General features: G+C 68.1%; 20 protein-coding genes. 7 read left to right on the top strand and 13 right to left on the bottom strand.

Features of this window, described 5'->3' with window-relative positions; genetic code table 11:
• Nucleotides 1–15 precede the first annotated feature (15 nt).
• From GJG85_RS19780 to GJG85_RS19755, 6 genes are all read right to left on the bottom strand, one after another.
• Complete coding sequence (locus tag GJG85_RS19780; RefSeq protein WP_050012807.1) at nucleotides 16–1,473, bottom strand: DHA2 family efflux MFS transporter permease subunit; 1,458 nt, start codon at nucleotides 1,471–1,473, stop codon at nucleotides 16–18.
• Nucleotides 1,470–2,033: an isochorismatase family protein gene (locus GJG85_RS19775; protein ID WP_124592858.1), complete on the bottom strand. Its 564-nt coding sequence runs from the start codon at nucleotides 2,031–2,033 to the stop codon at nucleotides 1,470–1,472. The genes GJG85_RS19780 and GJG85_RS19775 overlap by 4 nt, the downstream gene beginning before the upstream one ends.
• Before the next feature lie 64 nt (nucleotides 2,034–2,097).
• Complete coding sequence (locus GJG85_RS19770) at nucleotides 2,098–2,553, bottom strand: MarR family transcriptional regulator (RefSeq protein WP_089489440.1); 456 nt, start codon at nucleotides 2,551–2,553, stop codon at nucleotides 2,098–2,100.
• A 73-nt stretch (nucleotides 2,554–2,626) separates the two neighbouring features.
• Nucleotides 2,627–2,860 (bottom strand): hypothetical protein, encoded by a 234-nt coding sequence (locus GJG85_RS19765; RefSeq protein ID WP_050012804.1) that lies wholly within the window; start codon nucleotides 2,858–2,860, stop codon nucleotides 2,627–2,629.
• 44 nt (nucleotides 2,861–2,904) lie between these two features.
• Nucleotides 2,905–3,987 carry a serine hydrolase gene (locus GJG85_RS19760; RefSeq protein WP_089489438.1) on the bottom strand — a complete coding sequence of 361 codons (1,083 nt, stop codon included), beginning with the start codon at nucleotides 3,985–3,987 and terminating at the stop codon, nucleotides 2,905–2,907.
• 198 nt (nucleotides 3,988–4,185) lie between these two features.
• Nucleotides 4,186–4,464 (bottom strand): hypothetical protein, encoded by a 279-nt coding sequence (locus GJG85_RS19755; RefSeq protein ID WP_050012802.1) that lies wholly within the window; start codon nucleotides 4,462–4,464, stop codon nucleotides 4,186–4,188.
• Nucleotides 4,465–4,515: 51 nt separating this feature from the next.
• Between GJG85_RS19755 and GJG85_RS19750 the strand changes: the two genes are divergently transcribed.
• Nucleotides 4,516–5,391: a LysR family transcriptional regulator gene (locus GJG85_RS19750; RefSeq protein ID WP_204384294.1), complete on the top strand. Its 876-nt coding sequence runs from the start codon at nucleotides 4,516–4,518 to the stop codon at nucleotides 5,389–5,391.
• Between the two features lie 71 nt (nucleotides 5,392–5,462).
• The gene (locus tag GJG85_RS19745; protein ID WP_124631070.1) at nucleotides 5,463–5,747 is read left to right on the top strand and encodes a transcriptional regulator; all 285 of its coding nucleotides are present in this window, start codon (nucleotides 5,463–5,465) and stop codon (nucleotides 5,745–5,747) included.
• A gap of 114 nt (nucleotides 5,748–5,861) precedes the next feature.
• Here GJG85_RS19745 and mgtA read toward each other — a convergent pair whose 3' ends face one another.
• The 3 genes from mgtA to GJG85_RS19730 all read right to left on the bottom strand — a co-directional run bounded on the left by mgtA (nucleotide 5,862) and on the right by GJG85_RS19730 (nucleotide 11,208).
• On the bottom strand, nucleotides 5,862–8,627 hold the full coding sequence (gene mgtA / locus GJG85_RS19740; protein ID WP_089489756.1) for a magnesium-translocating P-type ATPase: 2,766 nt from the start codon (nucleotides 8,625–8,627) through the stop codon (nucleotides 5,862–5,864).
• A gap of 716 nt (nucleotides 8,628–9,343) precedes the next feature.
• Nucleotides 9,344–11,005, bottom strand: coding sequence for a S8 family peptidase (locus GJG85_RS19735; RefSeq protein WP_124653196.1), 1,662 nt, complete (start codon nucleotides 11,003–11,005; stop codon nucleotides 9,344–9,346).
• Nucleotides 11,002–11,208, bottom strand: coding sequence for a hypothetical protein (locus GJG85_RS19730; RefSeq protein ID WP_124631073.1), 207 nt, complete (start codon nucleotides 11,206–11,208; stop codon nucleotides 11,002–11,004). Before GJG85_RS19730 ends, GJG85_RS19735 begins: the two co-directional genes overlap by 4 nt.
• Nucleotides 11,209–11,421: 213 nt before the next feature.
• Here GJG85_RS19730 and GJG85_RS19725 point away from each other — a divergent pair, with 213 nt between their 5' ends.
• Nucleotides 11,422–12,318 (top strand): glutamate/aspartate ABC transporter substrate-binding protein, encoded by an 897-nt coding sequence (locus GJG85_RS19725; RefSeq protein ID WP_089489435.1) that lies wholly within the window; start codon nucleotides 11,422–11,424, stop codon nucleotides 12,316–12,318.
• A gap of 75 nt (nucleotides 12,319–12,393) precedes the next feature.
• On the opposite strand, the gene GJG85_RS19720 is transcribed toward GJG85_RS19725, so the two are convergent.
• Nucleotides 12,394–12,918: a hypothetical protein gene (locus GJG85_RS19720; RefSeq protein ID WP_050012798.1), complete on the bottom strand. Its 525-nt coding sequence runs from the start codon at nucleotides 12,916–12,918 to the stop codon at nucleotides 12,394–12,396.
• 291 nt (nucleotides 12,919–13,209) lie between these two features.
• On the opposite strand from GJG85_RS19720, the gene GJG85_RS19715 reads away from it, so the two are divergent.
• Nucleotides 13,210–14,457: a multidrug effflux MFS transporter gene (locus GJG85_RS19715; RefSeq protein ID WP_124631075.1), complete on the top strand. Its 1,248-nt coding sequence runs from the start codon at nucleotides 13,210–13,212 to the stop codon at nucleotides 14,455–14,457.
• Between the two features lie 20 nt (nucleotides 14,458–14,477).
• The gene (locus tag GJG85_RS19710; RefSeq protein ID WP_089489434.1) at nucleotides 14,478–14,999 is read left to right on the top strand and encodes a GNAT family protein; all 522 of its coding nucleotides are present in this window, start codon (nucleotides 14,478–14,480) and stop codon (nucleotides 14,997–14,999) included.
• Nucleotides 15,000–15,027: 28 nt separating this feature from the next.
• Here GJG85_RS19710 and GJG85_RS19705 read toward each other — a convergent pair whose 3' ends face one another.
• The 3 genes from GJG85_RS19705 to GJG85_RS19695 all read right to left on the bottom strand — a co-directional run bounded on the left by GJG85_RS19705 (nucleotide 15,028) and on the right by GJG85_RS19695 (nucleotide 24,163).
• Nucleotides 15,028–15,717, bottom strand: coding sequence for a hypothetical protein (locus GJG85_RS19705; RefSeq protein ID WP_050012795.1), 690 nt, complete (start codon nucleotides 15,715–15,717; stop codon nucleotides 15,028–15,030).
• 131 nt (nucleotides 15,718–15,848) lie between these two features.
• Nucleotides 15,849–18,101 carry a penicillin-binding protein 1C gene (gene pbpC / locus GJG85_RS19700; protein WP_050012794.1) on the bottom strand — a complete coding sequence of 751 codons (2,253 nt, stop codon included), beginning with the start codon at nucleotides 18,099–18,101 and terminating at the stop codon, nucleotides 15,849–15,851.
• 11 nt (nucleotides 18,102–18,112) lie between these two features.
• The gene (locus GJG85_RS19695; RefSeq protein ID WP_050012793.1) at nucleotides 18,113–24,163 is read right to left on the bottom strand and encodes an MG2 domain-containing protein; all 6,051 of its coding nucleotides are present in this window, start codon (nucleotides 24,161–24,163) and stop codon (nucleotides 18,113–18,115) included.
• 310 nt (nucleotides 24,164–24,473) lie between these two features.
• Between GJG85_RS19695 and GJG85_RS19690 the strand changes: the two genes are divergently transcribed.
• Together GJG85_RS19690 and GJG85_RS19685 are read left to right on the top strand one after the other, a co-directional pair.
• A complete protein-coding gene (locus GJG85_RS19690; protein WP_050012792.1) occupies nucleotides 24,474–24,980 on the top strand; it encodes a sugar dehydrogenase complex small subunit in 507 nt (168 codons plus the stop codon).
• Nucleotides 24,980–26,599 carry a GMC family oxidoreductase gene (locus GJG85_RS19685; RefSeq protein ID WP_089489433.1) on the top strand — a complete coding sequence of 540 codons (1,620 nt, stop codon included), beginning with the start codon at nucleotides 24,980–24,982 and terminating at the stop codon, nucleotides 26,597–26,599. The genes GJG85_RS19690 and GJG85_RS19685 overlap by 1 nt, the downstream gene beginning before the upstream one ends.
• Nucleotides 26,600–26,601: the final 2 nt, after the last annotated feature.

Raw genomic sequence — 26,601 nt, 5'->3', positions numbered from 1 at the left:
CGGCGCGGCGCCCGTTCAGCGCGAACCGGCCGGCGCGTTGCCGGCCCGTCGGTCGCCGCCTGCACCGGCCGATCGCAACGGCAGCCGCAGCGTCGTCACGAAGCTCGCCGCATGCAGCGCGCACAGCAGGCCGAACGCCCACGCATACGCGACGGCCTGCGTGCCGCCGGCCGACGTCGCTTCCGCGTGCAGCCGCCACGCGAGAAACAGCGTGCAGAGCGTCGTGAACGTCGGGCCGCCGAGCCGCTGCACGATATTGAGCGACGTGGTCGCCATCGGCAGGTCGCGGCGCTCGACCGACGCATACGCGGCGGCGATCGACGGCGCGCCGATCGCGCTCTGGCCCATGCCGCGCAGAAACAGCGCCGGGACGAGCACGAGCGGATCGTAGCCGGTCAGCGCGACGAACACGAACGGCAGTGTCGCGGCGAGTGCGAGCAGCGCGCCGGCGGCGGCCAGCCGGCGTACGCCGAACCGGCTCGTCAGCGCGCCCATCGACGGATAGGTGACGAGCATGCCGAGCCCGAGCGGCGCGAGCAGCCAGCCCATTTCGCCCGGCGAGCGCCCGCACGCCTGGATCAGGAACACGGGAATCAGCATCTGGCCGGCATACAGCGCGCCATTCGACAGGAACTGCGTGCCGGCTGCGGCGCCGAACACGCGCGAGCGAAACAGCGCGAGATCGATCAGCGCACGCTCGCCCTGGCGGCGCTCGAAGCGCAGGAACGCGACGAGCAATAGCGCCGAACCTGCGACCGCCGCGATGCCGGGCATCGAGCCGATCCGCTCGACGCCGTACAGGAACAGCACGAGGCCCGGCGACAGTAACGCGAGGCCGATCCAGTCGAGTTCGCGCCGCGGCGCGTCGTCCCGGTCGCCCGGCAGGAACCGCGCGGCCAGTGCGAGCGCGAGCGCGCCGACGGGCAGGTTCACCAGAAACAGCCAGCGCCATGACGTGTGCTGCAGGATCGCGCCGGCGACGACCGGCCCGAGGATCGGCGCGAGCAGCACCGGCACCGCCGCGTAGCCGATCACGCGCGCCATCTGCTGGCCGGCGACGCGCGCGATCATCATCTGCGCCATCGGCGCGAGCAAGCCGCCGCTGACGCCTTGCAATACGCGGAACGCGATCAGCGACGGCGCGGACCATGCGAGCCCGCACAGCGCCGACGTCAGCGTGAACGCCGAGAAGCACCACAGGTACAGCGCCTTCGCGCCGATGCGATCGACGAGCCAGCCGCTCAGCGGCAGCACCAGCGTCAGCGCGAGCAGGTAGCCGCTCGTCACCCACTGGATCGTCGACAGGCTCGCATGCAGGTCGGTCGCGAGGCTCGACAGCGACACGTTGACGATCGTCGCATCGAGCTGTGACAGCAGCGAGCCGAGCGTCGCGACCGCGCTGACTTTCCAGATCGACGGATCGAGCCGGCCGGCCGCGTGGCCCGGCGTTGGCTGTCTGCGTGGCTCGCTCACGCGCCGCGCCGGTCGAGCAGCGCGACGATGTCCTGCGTCGTGCCCGTCTCGCCGAGGCGCGGGAACAGCCGCTCGACGCTGTTCGCGTGTGCGTCCGCGTTGAGGTCGGTCATCGCGTCGACGGCGAGCGTCACGTTGTAGCCGAGTTCGTGCGCCTGCCGCGCGGTCGATTCGACGCCGATGCTCGTCGCGACGCCGGTCAGCACGATCTGCGTGACGCCGGCTGCCTTCAGATGCGCGTCGAGACCGGTGCCGGTGAACGCGCCCCAGGTCCGCTTCGTCACGACGTGGTCGCTTGGCTGGCGGTTCAGTTCGGGCACGAGTTCGGTCCAGTCGGCGGGAAGCTGCGCCGTGCGCGGCGGTTGCTCGGTGCGGCCCGGTGCGCCGCCCGCGACGTTGACCAGCACGACCGGCAGCCCTCGACCGCGGAAGGCGTCGAGCAGTTCGCGGGCGTGGGCGATCACCGGTGCGACCGGGTGCGCGGTGGGGAGGGCGACGATGCCTTTCTGCAGGTCGATGACGACCAGCGCCGTGTTCGTGTCGAGACGGGTTGCGCTCATGATGGGCTCCGGGGAAAGGGCGAGGAAAGCCGTGCGCGAATGCTGCGTGGCGCACGGGCCGGGTTTATTGGTCGCCGATGCGGCGGATCAGCGGGATGGCCGCGGCAAGCGTGTCGATGTCGTGCGGGTCGAGCTTCTCGATTGCGGCGCCGAGCCACTTGTGTTTCGCGGCGTTGCGCTTGCGTCGTGCGTGGAGGCCGGCGGCGGTGAGTTTGAACAGGATCTGGCGGCCGTCGGTCGGATGCGGTTCGCGCTCGACGAGCGCGTCTTCCTCGAGGCTCGCGAGAATCGCCTTCATCGACTGCGGCTTCATCGCCTCGGCGCGCGCGAGATCGGCGGTCGTCATCGGCCCGTGCCGTTCGAGTCGCGCGAGCGCGCTCGTCTGCGACATGCCGAGCCCTTCGGAGTCAATCTCGGAGCGCAGCCGGCGGATGAGCTGGCCGACCGCGAGGGTCAGGTCGGCGGCGACGGTTTCGGCGGAAACGCCGGATTTGCGTGGCGGGTTCATGCGGCGAATCATAGAGCACGACAGTTAGACTTGCAAGTTTAACTGTCGAATTGATCGCTGGCCGGCGTTACTGTCCGATGCGCGATTACGTGCGTCGATGCGCGACCGGTACGACTTCGCTGTATCGCGGGGTTGCGTTTTCGTGCAGCAGATCGCCGAGGTACTGGCCGAGTTCGTCGGCGGTGAGCGCCGATGGAATCTGCAGATTGGCCGGGCGCCGCTTGCCTTCGGCGCCGAGATCGAACACGGCCCAGCGGCCGTCCGTGCGCACGACGGCGAGCAGCCGGCCGAAGGCGTTGAAGCGGTATTCGTGCTGCATCGCGTCGCTCCGTTAGCGTGAACGCGCCGGCTGCCCGTGTGTGTTTACTGGATCGAGCAGGACAGCCAGCGATGGATTTTGATTGCGTCGCTCGACACGCCGGCACGCGTCGGCGCGCCGAGCAGCACGACCGTTTCGCGGCGGCCTTTCACGCGCATGCGCATCACGACGCCGTGCCCCGATTCGTTGATGAAGCCGGTTTTCTGCAGCCGGATCGGCAGGCGGCGGTAGCGCACGAGCGGGTCGGAATTCACGTACACGAGTTCGCCGTCGCCGGGGCGCACGGTGGTCGACAGGTCGGTCGAGAAATAGCGGATCAGCGGATCCTGCGCGGCCGCGCCGACGAGCCGTGCGAGATCTTCCGCCGTCGACACGTTGCGCGGCGACAGGCCGGTCGGCTCGCGGAAGTGCGTACGCCGCATGCCGAGCCGGCGCGCTTCGCGGTTCATCGCCTTCACGAACGCCGCGCGCCCGCCCGGATAGTCGCGGCTCAGCGCGGCGGCTGCGCGGTTCTCCGACGACATCAACGCGATATGGAACATGTCGCGGCGCGACAGTTCCGAGCCCACCTGTAGGCGCGAGCCGGTGAACTTGATCGTGTCGCGGTCGCGCGCGGTCACGCGCAGCACGCCGTTCAGCGGACGATCGGCGTCGCGCGCGACGACGGCCGTCATCAGTTTCGAAATCGATGCGATCGGCCGTACGGTTCGCGCGTTGCGCGCGAGCAGCGGGGTGCCGGAATCGACGTCGAGCACGTAAGCCGCGCGCGAATGCAGCGACGCGACCGCGCGCGGCGTATAGCCGCAACTGGCGAGCAATTTCGGTTTCGCGGGCGCGGGCGGTCGCACGGCGGTCGTGCGTTTCGCGCGCCGCTGCTGCGATGCGGGTGCCGCGTGGCGTTGGGCCGCTTGATGCGTCACGCGCGAGCGACGACGCTTGACCGCTTTTTTCTTGCGATGGGGTGTCTTCTTGACGGCCTTCGTATGGGCATGCGGCTGCGCATGGGCGGCGCGATGCGGCTGCACGCGTTGCGCGGACGCATGCGCGGCGAATGCGAGCAGCAGGAACGACAGGGCGAGGATCAGGGTGGTCCGGGCGCGAGGCAGGCGCGCGATGAGGCCGGTCAAGCGAAAGTCTCCTTTTCACGCGCGATGCGGCTGCGCGGAATGCATGGGCGGTCAGCGGGTGCGGCAAATTATACGGTCGATCGCGGGACGATGACGATTGGATGACGCGCAATGACGCGTGATACGGGATGATTTCGGTCTTTTTTGCGCTGCCGGGCAAGCGGTGCGCGTCGCGTGAAAGGCGGGCAGATGCACGGTTCAGCGCGGCCAGTTCCGCCGCGACACGACCGCGAAACTGATCGCGATCGAACCGGTCACCGCGCGCGGCGGCACGTCTTCCAGCGCATCGCCGAAGCGAAAGCGGCGGCTGCGCCCGTCCGTGCGTTCAGCACGACGCTTCGGTGCGCGCGCAGCGGCGGCAGCAGCGCATTCGCTTGCATCTGCGACATCGGATGACGGCTCGGCCACGCAGTCGGCCGCTGGATCGACGGACATGAAAGTAAGTTCCGGGAAGGGCATGTCCGTATTGAACGCCATTGCATTCGATCGGTAAAATGAATCTTTCGATCGTTATGATTCCATTAAAGAATGGAACTGAAACTGCTACGCACGTTCCTGACGGTGACCGAGCTGTGCCATTTCAGCCGTGCGGCCGACGCGCTGCACATGAGCCAGCCCGCGCTCAGCAAGCAGATCGGCGCGCTGGAGGCGAGCCTTGGCGGCAAGCTGTTCGAGCGCGGCCGGCATGGCGCGGAACTGACGCCGTTCGGCGAACGCTTCCTGCCCGACGCGCAGGCGCTCGTGCGAGATGCCGACGAAATCCTGGCGCGTGCGCGGGAAGCGACGAGCGGTCAGCGCGGGCACTTGCGGCTCGGCATCTGCCTGTCCGTGCTCACGCTCGTGCCGAAACTGATCGCCGAATTTCGTCGTCGCAATCCGGGTGTCGCGGTGACGCTGAGCGACCTGTCGTCGTCCGAACAGACGCGCCGGCTGCACGCCGGCAAGCTCGACGCCGGTTTCCTGCGCCTGCCCGCCGACGAAGGCTTGTCGTCGTTCAAGGTGACCAACGAAGCGCTCGCGCTCGCGGTGCCGCCGCATCTCGGCTTCAAGCGCGTGCCGGCCAATCTTGATGTGCTCAACGAGATCGGCTTCATCGCGCTGCAGCGCGCGCGCGGCCCGGGGCTGGCCGCGCAGATCGATCGGTGGTGCGTCGAGCGCCGCTTCGTGCCGCACGTGATGCAGCAGGCGGAGGACGTGCAGTCGGTGCTGACGTCGGTCGCGGCCGGCGTCGGCGTCGCATTCATTCCGTCGAGCGCGCAGTACCTGCTGCGCGACGCGACGGTGCTGCCGCTCGACGGCCGGGACGCGAAGTGGCGCGTGGGGCTCGCGTGGCGGGCCGAGCGCGACGATCCCGTCACCACGCGTTTCGTGTCGTTCATGCGCGCCGCGCTCAAGGGCGCGTGACGCGGCGTATAGTGCTCGCGATGGTTGTCTCCATGCATGCCGGCCCGACGCCGGCCGACCAACCCGAACCGATGACTTCAGAATCCGACGAATCCCCGCTCGATCCCGCACTCGTCGCCACGCTCGCGACGCTGAACGAAGTCGCGAGCGATCCGGCCGGCAAGCCGTGGTCGCTGCCGAAGATCGCAAAGCGTGCGCAACTGCCGATGAGCACGCTGCGCCGTGTGCTGACGCAGCTCGACGCCGCCGGCCTGAGCGCGACGACGCTGAACGAGGACGGTACCGGCAGCGCTGCGCTGACCGACGAAGGGCGCGCGGTGTGCGCGCAATTGTTCGGCGCGAACGATGCGCAATGATTGAAAAACGGGCCGCTGATACGGCCCGAGGCATACGGATGGCTCGACGCGGACGTCGCGCCGGCCCGTTCGTCGCTCGCGAGCACGGGCCGGCACGTCGTCATCGGCGCGACATCAGAACCACTGCTTGTAGCGACGCACGTAGATCGTCTTGACGATTTGCGCGAGCACGATGTAGCCGACCATCGTCGCGGCGAGCCAGAGCCAGTAGGTGCCCGGCAGGTGCATGAAGCCGATCGCGTCCGCGAACGGCGAGAACGGCAGCCAGCAGCCGATCGCGATCGCGGTGACGGTCGACAGCAGCACCGGCAGCGACGCGGTGCTCTGCAGGAACGGGATCTTCTGCGTGCGCAGCAGGTGCACGACGAGCGTCTGCGATACGAGGCTCTCGATGAACCAGCCCGAATTCATCACGATCTGGCCGCTCGCGCCGCCGTTCAGGTGATACAGCGCGCCCGCCCCGAACACGGTCCACATCAGGATGTACGTCGTGATGTCGAATACCGACGACGTCGGCCCGACCCACAGCATGAAGCGGCCGATGTTGCCGGCTTCCCACTTGCGCGGCTTCTTCAGGAACTCGGGATCCATCTTGTCCCACGGCAGCAGCATCTGCGACGTGTCGTAGATCAGGTTCAGCACGAGCAGCTGCGTCGCGAGCATCGGCTCCCACGGCAGGAACGCGCTGGCGACGAGCACCGAGAACACGTTGCCGAAGTTCGAGCTGGCGGTCATGTTCAGGTACTTCAGGATGTTGCCGAACGTCTCGCGGCCCTTGATCACGCCTTCCTCCAGCACCATCAGGCTCTTTTCGAGCAGGATGATGTCGGCGGTTTCCTTTGCGATATCGGCGCCGCTGTCGACCGAGATGCCGACGTCCGCGTCGCGCAGCGCGGGCGCGTCGTTGATGCCGTCGCCGAGGAAGCCGACCGTGTGGCCGTTCGCCTGCAGCGCCTTGACGATGCGCGCCTTCTGCAGCGGCGTGAGCTTCGCGAACACGGTCGTGCGTTCGACCGCCTGCGCAAGTGTTGCATCGTCGAGCGCTTCGATCTCGGTGCCGAGCATCGGCTTGGCCGGCTCGAGGCCGACCTGGCGGCACACCTTCATCGTGACGGTCGGGTTGTCGCCCGTCAGCACCTTCACCGCGACGCCGTTCTCGCGCAGCGCGGCGAGCGCCGGCGCGGCCGATTCCTTCGGCGGATCGAGGAAGGTCAGGAAGCCGCGCACGACGAGGTCGCGCTCGTCGGCGGTGCGGTATTGCGCGCGTTCGTCGCCGCGCGGGATCGTGCGCGTCGCGAGCACGAGCACGCGGAAGCCGTCCTCGTTGTACGCGGTGGCCTGTTCGAGCAGCCGCTTGCGGGCGACGAAGTCGAGCGGGCGCACGCCGTCTTCATCCTGCACGTGCGTGGACACCGCCAGCATTTCCTCGACCGCGCCCTTGCAGATCAGCAGATGCGTGCCGTGCGTATCCTCGACGACGACCGACAGGCGCCGCCGCACGAAATCGAACGGCAGTTCGTCGATTTTCTTGTAACCCCGCGGCTTCACGCGGTCGCCGATCTCGTCGGCGCGCGCGACGACCGCGATGTCGATCAGGTTCTTCTGGCCGCTCTGGTGGAAGCTGTTCAGCCAGCCGAGCCGCAGGATGTCCTCGTTCTTGTGGCCGGACAGGTCGAGGTGGTGTTCGAGGATGATCTTGTCCTGCGTGAGCGTGCCGGTCTTGTCGGTGCACAGCACGTCCATCGCGCCGAAGTTCTGCACCGAGTTCAGCCGCTTGACGACGACCTTGCGGCGCGCCATCGCGACCGCGCCGCGCGCGAGGTTCGCGCTGACGATCATCGGCAGCATCTCGGGCGTGAGGCCGACGGCCACCGCGAGCGCGAACGTGAGGGCGCTCAGCCAGTCGCCCTTGGTCAGGCCGTTGATCATGAATACGATCGGCACCATCACGAACATGAACTTGATCAGCAGCCAGCTCACGCTCGCGACGCCGCGGTCGAAGCTCGTCTCGATGCGCTTGTGGCTCACGACGTTGCGCGCGAGCGAGCCGAAGTACGTATCTTCGCCGGTCGCGACGACGACGGCCGTCGCCGTGCCGCTGACGACGTTGGTGCCCATGAAGCAGACGTTCTCGAGATCGAGCAGCGATGCCGGTGCGTCGTTCGCCGCGCCGGCTGCATGCGTGCTCGCGGATTTGCCGGCCACCGCGCCGAGCGTGTCGTACTTCTCGACGGGCAGCGCCTCGCCGGTCAGCACGGCCTGGCTGATGAACAGGTCGCGCGACGCGAGCAGCCGCACGTCGGCGGGGATCATGTCGCCGGCGGAAAGATGCACGATGTCGCCCGTCACCACTTCGCGCATCGGCACCTCGCGGCGCGCCGGCTCCGACGTGTCGGTCACCGCGCGCTGCACGGTCGCCGTCGTGCGGACCATCGCCTTGAGCTTCTCGGCCGCGCGCAGCGAACGGAATTCCTGCACGAAGCGCAGCAGCGCGCTGATCGTGACCATCGTCAGCAGGATGGTCATGCCGACGTAATCGCGATCGTCGGGCGCCGCAAAGTAGACGTCGGTGCAGAAGCTGATGGCGGCCAGCACCAGCAGCACGTAGACGAACGGGTTGTGGAACGAGAGCAGCAACTGGCGGGTCCAGTGCGGCGGTTTGTCGTGCGCGATTTCGTTCGGGCCGTAGCGTTGCAGGCGGTCGGCGGCCTGGTCGTAGGTCAGGCCGCGTGTGCTGGTGCGCAGCGACTTCAGCGTGTCTTCGAGCGGGCGGGCCGCTTCCTGCGCGGCGCGCATGATGCGCGGGTCGTTCTGCTGGCCTGCGCCGGCCTTGATGAAGCCGCGCTGTTTCTTGTGCGAGGTGTTGTGTCGTGTCGTCATGAGTCGCTCCTTGCGCACGAGGCGGCGGGCGGGGAGCGGCCGTGACGTTATCGACGCACGAGCGCTCCCCGCCGCGTCGCGTCAGGCGCGATCGGCTGTGGGTCGGTAAAGGCGGGAACGCTCGCCGGCGCGCAGCATGCGGACGGCGTGTCGATGCGCAGCGTTGCACCGGCGAGCGGTAATCGACTACTGTCGTCTGAGTTCATCTGCACTCCTGTCGGTTGCGGATAGTCGGCACGGGCGATCGGCAGCGGCGCGCGCAACGAGGCGCGCGGCCGGACGGCACGCGAACGGCGGGCGCACGCGGCTGGCGCCGCGCGCAACGCGAACGCACGCGCACGACGGCGCGTCGCGTGCATTCGACAACATCGAAAATTCGGGCGGGAGATCTGGCCGATAGTCAGGCCGGAAGGGCGCCGCATCCTGCTTCCCGGGATGCGGCAGAAGACGAGGCTCTGCGCGTTTTCCTCAGGCAGCAGTCAAGTTGGTGATGCACCAACTACAACTCGCATCGGTGTTCACAGAACACTCCATGTAACTAGACGGGGGCGATGGTAATGGCTCGCTGTGCGAAGCGTCAACCCTTTTGTCAGGCGTTATTTCGAGATAATCGATCGCGCCAGTGCGCGTTCGCAGGCGTGTGCGACAGCCCGTCACGAAACAGCCGCGCGCATCCCATGTCGGCATGCGCGCGGCCGTGTCGAACGAGGCGCCGGTTACTGGTTCGCAGTCGCGACGGCGGCCCCTGCATCGAGGATGCCCGAGCCTGCGGGCAGCGCGGTGCACGACGTGCCGGCCGCGAGCTTCGCCGCGCGCGTGCCGCCTTGCAGCTTCTGCAGGATCTGCGCGGGCGTGAGGTTGCCGTTCACCGACAGCATCAGCGCGGCGACCCCCGTCACCTGCGGCGCCGCGAGGCTGGTGCCGTTCGCGGGGCCATAGGTGTCCGAGCCCGGCGTCGTCGTGCCGGTGTTCGACGTCGACAGGATGTTGACGCCCGGCGCGCTCAGCGCGACGTCGGCGCCGAAGTTGCTGAACGACGCGCGGCGGCCCGTCGCGTCGGTCGCGGCGACGGTGATCACGCCGCGGCAGTTCGCGGGCTGGTCGAGCCCGGTCGACAGGCCGTCGTTGCCGGCCGCGACGACCACGGTCACGCCCTTCGCGGTCACGTCGTCGATCGCCTGCTGGAACGTCGTGCTGCAGGCGCCGACCCCGCCGAGGCTCAGGTTGATGATCTTCGCCGGCCGCGGGTTCGTCGGTACGCCGACGACGTTGATGCCGGCTGCCCAGCGCATGCCGTCCGCGATGTCGCTCGTCACGCCGCCGCACTTGCCGAGTACGCGCACGGGCAGGATCTGGCCGAGCCACGATACGCCGGCGACGCCGGTGCCGTTGTTGGCGGTCGCGCCGATCACGCCCATCACGCGCGTGCCGTGCCAGCTGCTGTTGCTCGGCTGGCTTGCGCAGTGATAGTACGGGCCGTTGACGTTGTCGATTTCCTGCTGCGTGACCCAGTCGCCCGGATCGGTTGCGTCCGGGCCGCGCGTCAAGCCGTTGTTGCTGGTGTTGACGTTGCTGATGAAGCTGTAGCCGGACAGCAGGTTGCCGACGAGATCGCCGTGCGGCCGATAGCCGGTATCGAGCACGGCCGTGACGACGGTCGGCGAACCCTTGGTCACGTTCCACGCCGGTGGCAGGTCGATGCCGGCGGCCGGGTCGGACAGGTACCACTGCTGGTTGTAGAGCGGATCGCTCGGCGTGTCGCGGATCTGCATCGGGTGATCCGGCTCCGCGTAGTCGACATCGCTGTCGGCCGCGAACGCCTGGGCGAGCGCGGCGGCATCGGCGGCGGCCATGCGCTGACCGAGCGACAGCACGGCCGCGCCGCTCGAGATCGTTCGTTCGACCTGCACGTTCACCGGCGTTTGCCCGACCGTGCTCGCGTACGCGCGTGCGTTGCCGGTCACGGGCGCCGTCCAGCGCGTCATTGCACGCTGGATCACCGCATCGAGTCGCGAGCCGTTGTCGATGGTCGCCATCGCGCGCGTGGCCGTCAGCGTTTTCAGCTTGACGATGAGGTGATCGACCGGCGGCTCGACCGGTGCGGTCTGCGCGGCCATCTGTACGGCGGCCTGCTGCGACGTGCACGCATTGCCGCCGGACGATGTGGGCGGGGCGGTCGGGGTGGGTGCGGGAGCGGGCGTCGGAGCGGGGGCCGGTGTCGGTGCGGGGGACGCGTTGGACGAAGAAGGGTTGCTGCCGTCGCCGCCGCCTCCGCCGCAACCGGCGAGGGGCAGGAGAGCGGCGGCGGACAGCATACCGGCGAGCATGCGCGCATGGGCGGGGCGCGCCAGCGCGAAATTGAAGCGTTTGGCTTTCATGTTGAAAGTCGATCCTCGAAGATAACCGTCGTGCCGGCGGTGGTGCCTGGTCCGGCGCACACCGGACCTTGTTTTTGTTCGGCGCACGCAGCGCTGCTGCGACGCGCCATGCATTGGGTAACGGCTGATGAGGCGGCTTCTTGAATATGTTTTGTGTGAAAAAGGGGCGAGACGCAAACGATTGCGATGCTGTCTTGCAGCATGAACGCGCGTTTGGAACGAGTGATCTGTTCATCGGGTGCAAGATTGCAGGCGGTCGACCCGGCGAAACGTTCGGCACAGGCGCTTTTGCGCGCCGCGGAAACGATTTTCTCGGTGAGGCCGCGACAGCGGCCGCTTGACGCTTTCCCCGATGCGGCGCGAATTTTGTTGGGCGTACGATCGCGATTCGATCAACGTTTCGTCAGGAGAAAAGCATGGATCGCCGCTTTCGTTGGCTGGCCGTTGCGCTCGCGTGCGCGCTGGCGGGCACCGCGCACGCGCAGGCTCTCACCGGTACGCTGAAGAAGATCAAGGACACGGGCGTCGTGTCGCTGGGTATCCGCGAATCGTCGGTGCCGTTCTCGTATTCGGACAACCAGCAGAAGAACATCGGCTATTCGCGCGACATCGCGTCGCGCATCATCGACCGGTTGAAGACCGATCTGAACCTGCCGAACCTCGCGGTGAAGGAAATCCCGATCACGTCGCAGAACCGGATTCCGCTGCTGCAGAACGGGACGATCGACTTCGAATGCGGATCGACGACGAATACGCTCGAACGGCAAAGGCAGGCCGCGTTCTCGAACAGCATCTTTCTGTACGGCATCCGTTTCAGCACGCGCAAGGATTCGGGCGTGAAGGACTTCGCGGACCTGGCCGGCAAGACGGTCGCGACGACGGCCGGCACGTCGGACGAGCGTCTGCTGCGCAAGCTCAACGAAGAGAAGGCGATGAACATGACGATCATCAGCGCGAAGGATCATGCCGAAGCGTTCATGAACGTCACGACCGGGCGCGCGGTCGCGTTCGTGATGGACGAACCGCTGCTGTACGGCGAGATCGCGAAGGACCGCAATCCGGGTGCGTATACGGTCGCGGGCACGCCGCTCGTCCACGAAAATTACGCGTGCATGATGCGCAGGGACGATCCGGCGTTCAAGCAAGTGGTCGACGGCGTGATCGCGAAGATGCAAACCTCGGGCGCGGCCGAGAAGCTGTACGACCAGTGGTTCATGCAGCCGATTCCGCCGAAGGGCGTGAGCCTCAACTATCCGCTGTCGGCGGAGATGAAGCAGCTGTTCAGGAATCCGACGGATCAGGCGCAGTACTGATTCGGCCGTCGCAACGAAAAACCGCCGGCAGGTGCCGGCGGTTCGAGCGCAGAGCGCCGAGCGGCGCGAAGCGCGTCAGGCCTTGATCTCCGGGCCGCGCGCGGCGGGTGCGGCCGGTGCCGCCGACGGCATCGGCGGCCGTGCCGGGGCGATGACGAGCACCGGTTGGGGAGCGGCCCACGCCGGTATCGCGAACCCGACGGGCTGCGGCATCGGCATCGCGAACGCGTTGGCGAGTGCAATGTGCTGCAGCGCCATCATCTGCTGCTGCATCGCGACCATCTGCGCCTGCGCCGCCTGCATCCGGTACTGCGCGGCCTGTATTTGCCGCAACGCCGCCGCGGGCGGCACGCCGCCCGACGACGACGTCTGCATCTCGAAGCTCGCGCCGCCTTGCGGGCTACGCCAGCGCCACGTGCTGACCTTCATCGGGCCGACGGCCGTCTGGACGACGCGCGTTTCGGCTTTCACGGGCACGGCCTGCCCGTCGACATTGACGAGCATCGGTTGGGCGGCCGCCGCCGCGCCGGCCTGCCCGGCCAGCGCGAACGCGGGCACCAGCGCCAGCGCGCCCGCCGCCATATACGAACGGAATCGCATCTTCGTATCTCCATCAAACGAGACTGAATCAACAATGACGTACGGCTCACGGAATGAGCCATCCGAGACAATGCGACCGTCGGCTTAAATCAACATTAAAACTGCCGTCGGTCGGCCCGATCCGCGCATTCCATGATGCGCCGCCATCGGCATTCAACCTCGCCCGCGCCAGGGTAATCCTGTCGCCCGGTGCAACAACGGGCACAATACGGAATTCGCCACCACCGCACGCATGTTCGACATCCGAACACTGCGGTGCGGCACTGCTGCCCGACCTCCTTCCCGGTCCTCATGAACGCCACGCCCACTCCCGCGCGCGAGTCGAATTCGCCGCGCTTCCTGCTGTTCCTGATCTGCCTGTTCGCGTCCGCCGGCCAGCTCGCGATCGATATCTACGTGCCCGCGCTGCCCGACATGGCCCGTTCGTTCGCGACCACGCCGCAGGCGATCCAGTCGAGCGTGTCCGGCTACATGGCGGCCTACGCGCTCGGCCAGTTGATCTTCGGGCCGATCGCGGACGCCTACGGACGCAAGCGCGTGCTTGCGTTCGGGCTCGTGATCTACACGATCGGCTGTCTGCTGTCGCTGGGCGCGTCGAACCTCGAGACGTTCATACTCGCGCGCTGCCTGCAGGGCTTCGGAATCGCGACCACCAACCTGCTGGCGAAGGCGATCATCACCGATTCGTTCTCCGGCCAGGCGTTGATGCACGCGTTCACCTACATGTCGATCGCGTGGGGGCTCGCGCCGATCATCGCGCCGGTGATCGGCGCGCACCTGCAGGAATGGTTCGGCTGGCGCGCATGCCTTGTGTTCCTGCTGGTCTACTCGCTGGCGATGTGGGCGCTGCTGTGGCGCTACCGCGAAACCTTGCCGAGGCCCGTGCATCTCGAGCCGCGCACGTTGATGGCGAACACGGGCAAGGTGCTGACGAGCCCGGTGTTCCAGAGCTGTTTCCTCGCCCAGGGGCTGTGCTACAGCATCCTGCTGGTGTTCAACATCGTCGGGCCGTTCATGGTGCAGACCACGCTGCACAAGCCGCCGACCTTCTTCGGGTATCTCGCGCTCGGCATCGGCCTCATGTATTTCCTCGGCGGCCTGTCGAACCGGATTCACGGCCGCGGGCTGCCGAGCGCCGAGCAACGGCTGCGTATCGGCGCGCGCGTGATGGCGGGCGCGTCGATCGCGATGCTGGTGCTGGCGCTGACCGTCGGCCTGCGCGTGTGGACGCTCGCGACGCCGGTGCTCGTGATGGGCTTCTGCGCGGGCGCGATGTATCCGACGCTGATGGCCAAGGGCAATTCGCTGTTTCCGCATATCGCCGGCCTGACGAGCGCGATTCTCGGCTGTGCGCTGCTGCTCGTGTCGTCCGCGATGATGGGTCTGGCCGGTTTCGTGTCGATTCACGTGCTGACGCCGCTCGCGGTGTTCTTCGTCGCGTTGTCGTTCATCGTCGTGTGGATGGTGACGAAGCTGCTGCGGTATCTGTCGCAGCAGCAGGCGGCGCCGGTGGTGTGCGGGCGCGGGGAGGCGGCGTAAGCGCGGATGGTGATCGACTCATGAACCGGATCCTGCTGAATCGCGTCGCCCGGTCCGACGCCGCCGATCTGATCGCCGGCAACCGCGCGAACCGGAGCCATCATCTGCCGTGGGTCGATTCGTTCATCGACCAGGCCGGGTTCGATCAATGGTTCGCCCGCTGCCTGACGGGGCCGAACGTCGGATTGGTCGCGCGCGAGCGGGCGTCGGGCGCGGTGGTCGGCGTGGTGAATCTCAACGAGATCGTCGGCGGGGTGTTTCAGAGCGCTTATCTTGCGTACTACGGAATGGCGGATTTCAGCCGCAAGGGGCTGATGACGGACGCGTTGCGCGCGGCGATCGACGTCGCGTTCGGCGAACTTGGGCTGCACCGGCTCGAAGCGAACATCCAGCCCGGCAACCATGCGTCGATCGCGCTGGTTCGACGGCTCGGTTTCCGGCAAGAGGGATTTTCGCCGCGCTATCTGCGCATCGGCGGCGAATGGCGCGACCACGAGCGTTGGGCGTTGCTGGCCGACGACGCGCACGAAGCCGGCGCCTGACGGTCGATTCTCGTCCCCCTCGCATCGCTTACAGCGGATGGGCGGCCCCGGCCTGCTGCAACAGCGACACGGCCACCGGATCCGGCAGTCCGTTCGAATCGATCGCCCCGGCTTTGCCCAGCGCGACGAGATCGCTGTCGACGCCCGGTTGCCCGACCACGAACGACGTGGTCAGGAACGCCGGCGCGGCGAGCGTGACCGCATAGCGCTGCTGCAGGTTCGTCACCACGGCCGATTGCGCGGCCTGCACGGTGTCCGGGCTGTTCATCGCCCGCTGGTAGCGCAGGGTGCCCTGGAAATTGCCGATCAGCCCGGCCGTGTTCGTCCCGAGTTGCGCCGCGAGATAGACGAGCATCAGCTCGGTCTCGGGCGCCGTGTTGAAGGTGCCGCCCGCATAGGCGAGCGAATGCAGGCTCGCGCCGCCCGACGCCACGGTGATCACGCATGGCAGCGCCGCGTTGAGCGTCACATGGTAGTTGCCGCCGCCGTCCGTCAGCGTCGTTGCCGAGCCCGCCGCGCAGTTGACCGTGACTTGCGCGCTCGCGAGCGCGTCGCCCGTCGCGGCCGTGCCCGACAGCGAGACGGTTTGCGTGTTGTCGTTGAAGCACGCGTCGACGCCGAAGCAGGCCTCGCCGTTGCAGGCGGGGAGGGCGGCGAGCGTTGCGACGCACAAAACGCCCAGCGCGGGGCGGGTGAAGCGCGTAAGGCGAATGTTCATGGTCGCGGGCAATCCGAGAGAATGAGGCAACCGGTGCGCGTGGGGGAATGCGGCGCTGTTGTCATTCTATGTCGTGATCCGGGGAAAGCGAATACGGCCGGCCGATAAGACCGCCTCACCGCCTCACCGCCTCAGCGCTTGCGCGCACCCGGCTTCGCGAACGCGCCGCGCACCTCGAAGCCGATCGCGTCGGCGACGTTGCCGCGCGCATCGACGAGTTCGAGCCGGTGTCGGCCCGGCCACGGCAGCCACGCGACGCGATCGGCATGGCCGATCACCTTGTCGTCGAGCCGCCACGCGAACTTCGTCGCGTGCCCGGCCGATCGCTCGAACCAGATCCGCTGGTTCTTCGGCGGAATGTCGGGGTCGATCGCGAAGATCGTGCCGTCGGTCGGCGCGCCGATCGTCAGCGGCGCACGCGCACCGTCCTTGCCTGGCGCGACGGGCGCCGCGAGCCGGATCGTGTCGACCGCCGTGCCCGCGATGAACCATTCGTTGCGGGCCGGCTCGATGTCGCGCTCGAACGCGATGCGGCGCGTCTCGACGCCGGCCGGCGCACGCGGCGCACGGCTCGGCAGGTCGCGATGCAGGTAGCCGACGACGGCCGACCACACGGGCGACGCGCCCGTGACGCCCGACACGTCCCACATCGGCGAGCCGTCCGCATTGCCGACCCACACGCCGACCGTATAGCGCGACGTGAAACCGATCGTCCAGTTGTCGCGCATGTCCTTGCTCGTGCCGGTCTTGACCGCCGAGAAGAAGCGCGTCGCGAGCGGGTTGTCGAAGCCGAACGTGCGCACGCGTGCGTTGTTGTCGGACAGGATGTCGGTGACGACGAAGCTGGCCGCGTCGCTGAACACGCGCGTGCCGGCGTCCATCCGCGCGGGCGCCGAGGCGCCGGATGCGCCGGATGCCGGCGTCGGCGCCGTGGCGGGCAGGTCGACGACCTTGCGCGCGACGCCGCCGTTCGCGAGCGCGCGGTATGCATTGGTCAGCGACAGCAGCGTGACGTCCGCACTCCCGAGCGCCAGGCTGAAGCCGTAGTAATCGCCTTCCTGCGCGAGCGGCAGGCCGAGCGCGGTCAGCGTGCGCGCGAAGCGGTGCGGCGTGACGAGCACCAGCGTGCGCACGGCCGGCACGTTCAGCGAGCCGCCGAGCGCGCTGCGCACGCTCACCCAGCCCTTGAAATCCTTGTCGTAGTTCTGCGGAATGTAGAGGCCGCCGCCGGCGGCGAGGTTGATCGGCGCGTCGTCGAGCAGCGACGCGGCAGTCAGCCGCTTCTCGTCGATCGCCTGCGCATAGAGGAACGGCTTGAGCGTCGAGCCGGCCTGGCGCGGCGCGAGCACGGCATCGACGTCGCGCGCGCTCGACAGCGCCCCCGACGAGCCAACCCACGCGCGGATCTCGCCGGTCGCGTTGTCGATCACGACGACCGCGCCGTCCTGCACGTTGCGCCGATGCGCGGGTGCGTTCAGTTCGGTCAGCGCGCGCATCAGCGTGTCGCGCGCGAAGCGCTGCAGCGGCGCATCGAGCGTCGTGCGGATCTGCGCGCCGGCCGCCGGCTTGACCTCGGCCGCGATGCGTCGCGCGAAATGCGGGGCGAGGGCGGCGCCGTCGTCGCGTACGGCGTTGGCCGGGCGCGCGGTGACGAGCTGCACGTAGCCGTCGAGCGATGCGCACGCCTGCGCGGCCTGCATGTCGCGCAGGATCCGGCACGCGCGTTCGGCGATCTTCGCGGGCGCCGCGTTGGGCGCACGCACGAGTGCGGCGGCGATCGCGGCCTCGCGCGCGTCGAGGCCCGACGGCGCCTTGCCGAACAGCACCTGCGACAGCGCGCCGAGCCCGATCGTCTCGCCGCGAAACGGCACCAGGTTCAGGTACGCCTCGAGGATCTGGTCCTTGCGCCAGCTGCGTTCGAGCCACAGCGCGTTCACGGCCTGCGTGGCCTTTTGCGGCAGCGAGCGCTGGCCCGAGCGGCGCGGCGAATCGCTGAGCAGGCCCGCGAGCTGCATCGTCACGGTCGACGCGCCGCGCGTGCGCTCGTTCCACAGGTTGCCCCATGCCGCGCCGGCAATCCCGCGCCAGTCGACGCCGCTGTGTTCGTAGAAGCGCTTGTCCTCGGACACGACGATCGCCTCGCGGAACGCGGGCGATACGTCGGCGAGCGACACCCAGTCGCCGCGCCGTTCGGTGCGGTCGATGCGCGTACGCTGCAGCGGCGTGCCGTCGCGCGCGAGCAGCACCCAGTCGGAGCTGCGCCAGTTGCGGCGCACGTCGTCGTAGCCGGGCAGCGCATGCGCGACGAGCGGCGCGGCCAGCACGACGGCGACGAATACGCGGCCGGCGAAACGCGCCGGCCGCGGCAAAGCCAGATCGATCATCGCTTGCCCGGTTACTTGCCCGCGTCGGCCGGCTTCACGGTCATCGGCGGGTTCGGCCACAAACCGTACACGGACGGCGCATACAGCGCCTCGACGCGCGTCGGCGGCAATCCGAACGTGCCGACGTTGTTCAGCCGCACCGTGTACTCGACCGAGAATTTGCCCTTCGGCAAATAGTCGTAGTACGCGCGATAGCCGTCGAAGTCGCGCTCGATGAACGCCGGCCACGCGCCGTCGGGGGTTTTCTCGCCCTGCGTCGCGGCTTCGGAATCGCGGCCGAGGCCCGACCCGAGGATCGTCGCGCCGGCCGGAATCGGATCGTTGACGGCGACCCACGTCATGTCGCTCTGCGCGTCGATGTCGAGATGGACGCGCACGACGTCGCCGCGCGTGAGCACACCCTTGACGGCTGGCGACACGGGCGTGACGGTTTTCGTGATCCGGTAGCCGGCCGCGAACGGCGCGCGCAGCGGCACCGCCGCGAGGCTTTCGACCGTGGCCCACGGGCGGCCCGTGCCGTCCTGCGTGACCGACAGCGTGGCCGGCCCCTGCGACGCACGCGGCCACGGCATCAGCACGCTGCGCGCGGCGGCCGCGCGGGTCGCCGGCGTGGCCGACGCAGGCGCATCGGCGGGCGCGGCCGATGCCGCTTGCGACCACGAGATCGAACGCTCGTCGCCGCCCAGCGCCACCTTCGTCGCGCCGGCGACCGGCGTGCTCTCGTAGGTCCGCGAGAAGCGCTCGACTGCGAGCAGGCCGAGTGCGTTCGACGTCGTCGTCTGCCATGCGCCTTGACGTTGCAGCGCGAGCAGGCCGGCGGTCACGCGCGGCATTTCGTCCTTCCATGCCGGGTCGCCCGCGAATTCCAGCGCGAGGCGCGCGGCGTTGGTCTCGTTGCTGGTCATCAGCCACCACAGGTCGTCGTCGCGCGCGGTCGAGAACACGAGTTGCGTGCCCTGGTAAGTCAGGCGCGCCCGCAGGATCTGGTCGACCTGCGCGCGTTTCTCGTCGCGTTGCGGGATGTCCTTCACGCGCGTGAGGATCGCGTGATAGTCGATCACCGCCGAGGTCGGCCACTGGTTCGGCGCGATCTCGATCGAACCGAGCATGCGGCCCTGCGCGGCGCCGTAGCGCGACAGCGCCTCGATCGCGGCGAGCTTGCGCAGGTCGCGATCCTGGCGCGGCGCCCACGCGTTGCGCTCGAGGCGGCCGTCGACGAAGCGCGCGAGCCCGGCCTCGAGCTGCGTGCGCAGGTCTTCCGGCAGCGCGAAGCGCGGATCGAGGCGGCTGGCTTCGTCGGACACCACGAGAAGATACGACGACAGCGTCGGGCTGCCATGATGCGAATCGTCGGACGACGGCGGGAAGTAGCTCGCCAGCCCGTCGCTGTCGAGATAGACGGGCATGCGCGCGATCAGCGCCTGCCATTGCGCGGGGTCGCGCAGCCCGATCGCACGCGACGTCTGCTGTTCGAGGCAGCGATACGGATAGCGTTCGAACCAGCGCCGCACGCCGGGCAGGCCGTCGGCGAGCTTCGACTGCAGCGACACGGCGATGCCGCCGCGCGGCACGCCTTGTGCGTTGCTCACAGCGCCGGCCGGGGCCGCGACGGGCACCGTCAGCGTGCCGTCGACCTGCGCGAGCGTCGCCTGCTGCACGGTCACCGGCAGCGCGGGCACGACCTTCTGCGCGACGGCCAGCGCGTCGGACGCGCGCTTGCCGCCTTGCTCGGCCGCCTCGATGCGCCAGTTCAGCGCACCGGCCGCATCGAGCGCCTGTTCGGGCACGGTGATCGTCCACGCGACCTCGGTCGCCGCATTCGCGGCCAGCGACACGGTTTGCGGTGCGACGTCGAGGCCTGTCACGCGCGGCGTCACGACGACCTGCATCGCGCGGTCGGTCGTGTTGCGCAGCGTGACCTGCGCACGGAACGCGTCGCCTTCGCGCACGAGCGGCGGCAGGCCGGAGATCAGTTGCAGATCCTGCGTGCTGCGGATCGACGTGCTGCCCGTGCCGAAACGGTCGGGGCCGACCGCCGCGATCGCGACGATCCGGAAGCGCGTGAGCGCGTCGTTCAGCGGCACCTCGACGGTTGCGCTGCCGTTCGCGTCGAGCGTCACGCGCGGGTTCCACAGCAGCAGCGTGTCGAACAGCTCGCGGGTCGGTGCGCTGCCGCCCCCGCCGCCGGCCGGCACGGCTTTGCGGCCGAAGTGGCGGCGGCCGACGATTTCCATCTGCGCGGTGGCCGTCTCGACGCCGTACGCGCGCCGGCGCAGCATCGCGTCGAGCAGGTCCCAGCTGTTGTTCGGCATCAGTTCGAGCAGCGCCTCGTCGACGGCCGCGATCGCAATCTGCGTGCCGGCCGGTGCCGGCTGACCGTTCGGCAGCGTGACCTTCACGTGCGCCTGCGCCTTGCTGCGTACCGTGTAGCGGGTCGCGTCGGTCGTCACGGTCACGCCGAGGCGATGAACGCCCGTGCCGACCTTGATCTCGCTGAGGCCATAGCGGAACGCGGGCTTCGACAGGTCGACGAACGCGGTCGGCGCCTCATAGTGGCGGCCTTCGCGCCAGAACGCGCGCGCCCATTCGACCGGCGCCTTCCAGCCCCACGTGAAGAACGAGTACCACGGCACCTCGCGAATCCGCCCGCGCAGCGCGAGTACCGACACGTAGACGTTCGGCCCCCACGATTCGCCGACCTTCAGGTCGACGGTCGGGTTCTTGCCGTTCAGCTCGACGATGTGCGTTTCCATCACGCCGCCGCGCTCGACCGCGACGAGCGCGGTCGCGTAGCGGAACGGCATGCGCACCTGGAAGCGGGCCGTTTCGCCCGGTTCGTACGACGTTTTCTCGGGGATCACGTCGATCCGGTCGGTGTTGTCGCCGCCGAACCAGAGCTCGTCCTCGCGCGTGACCCATACCGACGTCGACGCATTCGACGTTCGGCCGTCGCCGTCCTTCGCGACCGCGATCAGTTGCACGTTGCCGGCCTGCTCGAGCGTCGCGTCGCAGGCCATGCGGCCCTTGTCGTCGGTCTTGCCCGAGCACAGCACGCCGAGGTCGCGCGTATCGCTCTTGTTGTCGTACGCATAGAAGCCGCCGACCATCCGCTTGCGCGACGACGTCGTGATGCGCGCGACGCCCTTGATCTCGATCGGCACCGACGCGCGCGGCTTGCCCTGCAGGTCGACCGCCAGCGCCTGCACCGGCACGCGCTGGCCGACCGACACCCAGCGGCCGGCCTTGATGCCGGCCACCACCGCGGCCGGCCACAGGATCGTGTCGCCGCGGATCGTCTGCACTTCGCCGTTCGGGTCCGCGAACGTCGCCTCCAGCGCGATACGCTTCGGTGCGTCGACGTCGGGCAGGCCCTTGAGCGTGACCGAGCCCGCGCCGTTGCGGTCGAGCGTCAGCGGCAGCTTGTCGGCGATCAGCTTCGTCGCGTCGGGATCGTTGCTCGACGCCGCCGCCGACGCGTTGTCGCCGTCCTGCGCATCGTCGTCGGCATTGCCGTCGCTCGTGTCGGGGCGATACGGCGTGAAGCTGAAATCCTCGAAACGATCCGCGAACGGCGGCGATGCCCACTTCATCAGCGCCGACACCTGCACGGGCAGGTTCGATGCGCCGCCGCCCGACACGTAGTCGATCTGCACCGCGAGCGGCGCTTCCTTCACGGCGACGAGCGGGCTCTTCTGCGCGTCGCGCGCGCCGATCGAGCCTTTCAGCACCGGCAGGCGGAACGCCTCGACGCGGAAGCTGCCGCTGTAGTAGGTGGCGCTCGGCGCATCGTCCGGGCCGCCTTCGAGCTCGACGCTGTATTCGCCGAGCTTCGCGGCGGCCGGCAGCGTGAACTGCGAATCCGCGCTGTGGTCGGCCGCCCACGTGAGCGGCAGTTTGTACGTCTGGCCGGTGCCGAGATGGCGGATCGTCACGCGCGTCGGGTATTGCGACGGGAACGCGAGGCTCTGCAGCGTCTCGGTGCGGATGAAATGCTTCATCGACACGGTTTCGCCGGCGCGCAGCAGCGTGCGGTCGAACACCGTATGCGCGCGCACGGTCGGCGCGCTGTCGGTGTCGGTCGGCACGTTGAAGCGCCACGATTCGATCCCGCGGTTCCAGCCCGAGCTGACGAACGCCATGTCGGGGCCCGTCTTCGGATCGTCGACGCGCGCCGACACGAAGTAGTCGCTAAAGCGCTGTTCCGACGAGCTGCATTCGCGCTTCGGCTCGAACGGTCCGTCGATCTTCAGCAGGCCCTGCGCGTCGGTCTTGCCGGCCGCGATTTCGTCGCCGTTGCAGTCCGACACGCGGATCTGCGCATTCGGCACCGGCTTGCCCTTGTCGAGCGTCGTGACCCACACGAGGTTGTTTTCGCGGCCCTGTTTCAGGTGCACGCCGAGGTTCGTGACGAGCACGGCGGTGCGCACGTACATGCTCGACGGCTTCGCGAGCAGCGAGCGGCCGAGCGCGGGCGACGCGAGTTCGAGCACGTAGAAGCCAGGTTTCTCGATCGGCACGCCGACCACTTCGAACGGGCGCAGCGCTTTCGGATCGGCCTTCGGCAGCGTCAGCACCTGCGCGCCGGGCTCGCCCGCGAGCAGCGACAGCGAGCGCACGTCGATACGGCGGTTCTTCGGCGCGGGCTGCTTTTCGCCGGCCTCGAGCGGCACGTAGACCGGGCGTTGCCCCTTGCGCTCCAGCAGGCCGGGAATCTGGTCGTCGACCGAGCCGGCCGTCATCGACCAGTTGTCGAAGCGATCGACGGTGCGCATCCATTGGCGGATCGCGGTGTCGTTCTCGACCTTCAGGTTCGCGAATTGCGCGCCGCCCGCGTTGAGGCCCGCGATATGCAGGTCGGCCTCGACGTTGCGCAGCGTGACGGGCACCAGCGCGGGCGTGCCGGGCTCGGCGAAGCGCTCGACGATTCCGAAGGTGCCCGACGAGAATTTCGCGAGCGGCGGCATCGGCGCGGTGCGCGTCGCGAGCGGGAACAGGTCCGCGTTGGACAGCGGCCGGTCGGTCACGTCGTGCAGGCCCGACGGCAGCTCGACGGTGAGAGCCGCCTGCGCGGGCAGCGGCGGGTTGAACGTGACGGTCGTCACTTCCTCGCTGTGATCGTCGGCCGCGAAGGTCGGCGACAGCGAACCGTCGGGGCCGCGCAGCTTGATCGCTTCGGCCTGCTTGCGCGCGATCGGCGCGTTGAACGACAGCGTGAGCGGGCGCAGCGGCGTGCAGGGCGCCTTCGCGTTCTCGCGTTCGCACGAGAAGCTCGCCGCGAACGGTGCGCGCACGGTGAAATCGAAGCGTCGTTCGGTTTCGTTCGCGATGCCGCTCGGGCTCGCGACGCCCTTGCCGTACACGAGCTGCATCTTCGCGCTCGCCGGCAGCGCCTGCGAGCACGACAGCGTCAGCACGCGCGCGGCCTCCTTCTTCAGCCCGAAATGATCGAGCAGCGCGTTGCGCGTCTCGTCGTCGGCCGCCGTGACGGGAATGCGGTTGCCGATGCCGGCCGCTTCGCACCAGATGTTCGCGAGCGCCGAACGCGGCTCGGCCGGGCCGTTCAGCTTCATCACGAAGACCTGCCGCTCCTCGATCTCGCGGGAGCCGGGGCGCACCGACACCGGGAACGGGCCGCCCGTCTGGAACGTGAAGCGACGCGGGCCGCTGACCGCATTGCCGGCGACCGAGCGCAGCGTGTCGTTGAGCGCGACCGAGCAGCGTACGCCGGGCGGCAGGTCGCTTTCGAAATCGTAAACCCAGGTCTTGTCGTCGAGCCAGTGGCCCGAGCCGCGCGCGGCCGTCGAATCGTTGCAGGTCACGCGCGCCGGATTCGGCGCAGAGGCCGAGCCGAACGCGACCATCGGTTCGTCGAACTTCACGACGCTCTGCCGGACTTCGGTGACGGTGCCTTGCGGCGACACGCTCACCGTGCGCGCCGCGCCAGCATGCAGCGACAGCGCGGCGGCGCCGCCGAGCGCCGCGACGGCGCCGATGCGCCAGAGCAGCCGGGTCGTGTGGTGGGTGTGGTTCGTTTCTTTGTTGTGCTTGTCGTGCTGCTTCATCGCTCGATTGCCCTCGGAGGGAAGCTTTCTGTTTGATTGCACGGGATTCTAACCGACCGCCGCGCGCGCGCAGCACGGCGTGCAGGTGCAGTGTGTGGTCGGCGCGCGACACGGGCGTGCCCGCGGCAGATTTGTCGCGCCGACGACACAAAATTGCAGCGAAATATCGATTGTCGCGGATTGCGGAACATTTAATGGACTATAAAAAGATTGTTCGATCCGATTTGTGCGCGTACATTTCAGGGCCGCGCCAATGTTTGAGAAATATCAAGCGTGGTTTTCCCGAATCCGGTGTTCGAGAGAAGGAAACATGCACAACGACAACACCCCCCAATCGCGTCGTGACAACGACGCAGCCGTAACCGGCATCACGCGGCGTCAATGGCTGCAGGGCGCACTGGCGCTGACGGCGGCGGGCCTCACCGGCTCGCTGGCGTTGCGGGCCCTGGCCGACGATCCGGCCACCGCGCCGCTCGATACGTTCATGACGCTTTCCGAAGCATTGACCGGCAAGAAAGGGCTGAGCCGCGTCACCGGCGAGCGCTATCTGCAGGCGCTGCAGAAGGGCTCGTTCAAGACGGCCGACAGCCTGTCGCAACTCGCCGGTGCGCTCGCATCCGGCTCGCTGAATCCCGACCAGGAATCGCTCGCATTGACGATTCTCGGCGCGTGGTATCTCGGCATCGTCGACAACGTCGTGATTACTTACGAAGAAGCATTAATGTTCAGCGTGGTGTCCGATACCCTCGTAATCCCTTCGTATTGCCCCAACAAACCCGGCTTCTGGGCCGAAAAACCGATCGAGAGGCAAGCCTGATGGCCGATACCGATACGCAAAAAGCCGACATCGTCGTCGTCGGATCGGGTGTCGCCGGCGCGATCGTTGCACACCAGCTCGCGATGGCGGGCAAGTCCGTGATCCTGCTGGAAGCCGGCCCGCGCATGCCGCGCTGGGAAATCGTCGAGCGTTTTCGCAACCAGCCCGACAAGACCGATTTCATGGCGCCGTACCCGTCGAGCCCGTGGGCGCCGCATCCGGAATACGGCCCGCCGAACGACTACCTGATCCTGAAGGGCGAGCACAAGTTCAACTCGCAGTACATCCGCGCGGTGGGCGGCACGACGTGGCACTGGGCCGCGTCGGCGTGGCGCTTCATCCCGAACGACTTCAAGATGAAGACCGTGTACGGCGTCGGCCGCGACTGGCCGATCCAGTACGACGACCTCGAGCATTACTACCAGCGCGCCGAGGAAGAGCTCGGCGTGTGGGGCCCGGGCCCCGAGGAAGATCTGTACTCGCCGCGCAAGCAGGCATACCCGATGCCGCCGCTGCCGTTGTCGTTCAACGAGCAGACCATCAAGAGCGCGCTGAACGGCTATGACCCGAAGTTCCACGTGGTGACCGAGCCCGTCGCGCGCAACAGCCGCCCGTACGACGGCCGGCCGACTTGTTGCGGGAACAACAACTGCATGCCGATCTGCCCGATCGGTGCGATGTACAACGGCATCGTCCACGTCGAGAAGGCCGAGCAGGCCGGCGCGAAGCTGATCGACAGCGCGGTCGTCTACAAGCTCGAGACTGGGCCGGACAAGCGCATCGTCGCCGCGATATACAAGGACAAGACGGGCGCCGACCATCGCGTCGAGGGCAAGTATTTCGTGCTCGCCGCCAACGGCATCGAGACGCCGAAGATCCTGCTGATGTCCGCGAACCGCGATTTCCCGAACGGCGTCGCGAACAGTTCCGACATGGTCGGCCGCAACCTGATGGACCATCCGGGCACCGGCGTGTCGTTCTACGCGAACGAGAAGCTGTGGCCGGGCCGCGGCCCGCAGGAGATGACGTCGCTGATCGGTTTCCGCGACGGCCCGTTCCGTGCGACCGAAGCCGCGAAGAAGATCCACCTGTCGAACATGTCGCGCATCAACCAGGAGACGCAGAAGATCTTCAAGGCCGGCAAGCTGATGAAGCACGAGGAGCTCGACGCGCAGATCCGCGACCGTTCCGCGCGCTACGTGCAGTTCGACTGCTTCCACGAAATCCTGCCGCAGCCCGAGAACCGCATCGTGCCGAGCAAGACGGCCACCGACGCGGTCGGCATCCCGCGCCCCGAGATCACGTATGCGATCGACGATTACGTGAAGCGCGGCGCCGTGCACACGCGCGAGGTCTACGCGACGGCCGCGAAGGTGCTCGGCGGCACCGACGTCGTCTTCAACGACGAGTTCGCGCCGAACAACCACATCACCGGCGCGACGATCATGGGCGCGGATGCGCGCGACTCGGTCGTCGACAAGGACTGCCGCACGTTCGACCATCCGAACCTGTTCATCTCGAGCAGCTCGACGATGCCGACCGTCGGTACGGTGAACGTGACGCTGACGATCGCGGCGCTCGCGCTGCGGATGTCGGACACGCTGAAGAAGGAAGTCTGACC

It is taken from the genome of Burkholderia sp. MS389 (genome assembly GCF_016899425.1).
Classification (GTDB): Bacteria; Pseudomonadota; Gammaproteobacteria; order Burkholderiales; family Burkholderiaceae; genus Burkholderia; species Burkholderia sola.
This window is presented reverse-complemented; position numbering and strand designations above follow the sequence as displayed.

What these genes read in the sequence shown, in the direction of transcription:
- GJG85_RS19775 (WP_124592858.1), bottom strand. Translation starts at nt 2,033, where the DNA reads ATGAGCGCAACCCGTCTCGACACGAACACGGCGCTGGTCGTCATCGAC.
- GJG85_RS19770 (WP_089489440.1), bottom strand. Translation starts at nt 2,553, where the DNA reads ATGATTCGCCGCATGAACCCGCCACGCAAATCCGGCGTTTCCGCCGAA.
- GJG85_RS19765 (WP_050012804.1), bottom strand. Translation starts at nt 2,860, where the DNA reads ATGCAGCACGAATACCGCTTCAACGCCTTCGGCCGGCTGCTCGCCGTC.
- GJG85_RS19755 (WP_050012802.1), bottom strand. Translation starts at nt 4,464, where the DNA reads ATGGCGTTCAATACGGACATGCCCTTCCCGGAACTTACTTTCATGTCC.
- GJG85_RS19750 (WP_204384294.1), top strand. Translation starts at nt 4,516, where the DNA reads ATGGAACTGAAACTGCTACGCACGTTCCTGACGGTGACCGAGCTGTGC.
- GJG85_RS19745 (WP_124631070.1), top strand. Translation starts at nt 5,463, where the DNA reads ATGACTTCAGAATCCGACGAATCCCCGCTCGATCCCGCACTCGTCGCC.
- mgtA (WP_089489756.1), bottom strand. Translation starts at nt 8,627, where the DNA reads ATGACGACACGACACAACACCTCGCACAAGAAACAGCGCGGCTTCATC.
- GJG85_RS19735 (WP_124653196.1), bottom strand. Translation starts at nt 11,005, where the DNA reads ATGAAAGCCAAACGCTTCAATTTCGCGCTGGCGCGCCCCGCCCATGCG.
- GJG85_RS19730 (WP_124631073.1), bottom strand. Translation starts at nt 11,208, where the DNA reads ATGCTGCAAGACAGCATCGCAATCGTTTGCGTCTCGCCCCTTTTTCAC.
- GJG85_RS19725 (WP_089489435.1), top strand. Translation starts at nt 11,422, where the DNA reads ATGGATCGCCGCTTTCGTTGGCTGGCCGTTGCGCTCGCGTGCGCGCTG.
- GJG85_RS19720 (WP_050012798.1), bottom strand. Translation starts at nt 12,918, where the DNA reads ATGCGATTCCGTTCGTATATGGCGGCGGGCGCGCTGGCGCTGGTGCCC.
- GJG85_RS19715 (WP_124631075.1), top strand. Translation starts at nt 13,210, where the DNA reads ATGAACGCCACGCCCACTCCCGCGCGCGAGTCGAATTCGCCGCGCTTC.
- GJG85_RS19710 (WP_089489434.1), top strand. Translation starts at nt 14,478, where the DNA reads ATGAACCGGATCCTGCTGAATCGCGTCGCCCGGTCCGACGCCGCCGAT.
- GJG85_RS19705 (WP_050012795.1), bottom strand. Translation starts at nt 15,717, where the DNA reads ATGAACATTCGCCTTACGCGCTTCACCCGCCCCGCGCTGGGCGTTTTG.
- pbpC (WP_050012794.1), bottom strand. Translation starts at nt 18,101, where the DNA reads ATGATCGATCTGGCTTTGCCGCGGCCGGCGCGTTTCGCCGGCCGCGTA.
- GJG85_RS19695 (WP_050012793.1), bottom strand. Translation starts at nt 24,163, where the DNA reads ATGAAGCAGCACGACAAGCACAACAAAGAAACGAACCACACCCACCAC.
- GJG85_RS19690 (WP_050012792.1), top strand. Translation starts at nt 24,474, where the DNA reads ATGCACAACGACAACACCCCCCAATCGCGTCGTGACAACGACGCAGCC.
- GJG85_RS19685 (WP_089489433.1), top strand. Translation starts at nt 24,980, where the DNA reads ATGGCCGATACCGATACGCAAAAAGCCGACATCGTCGTCGTCGGATCG.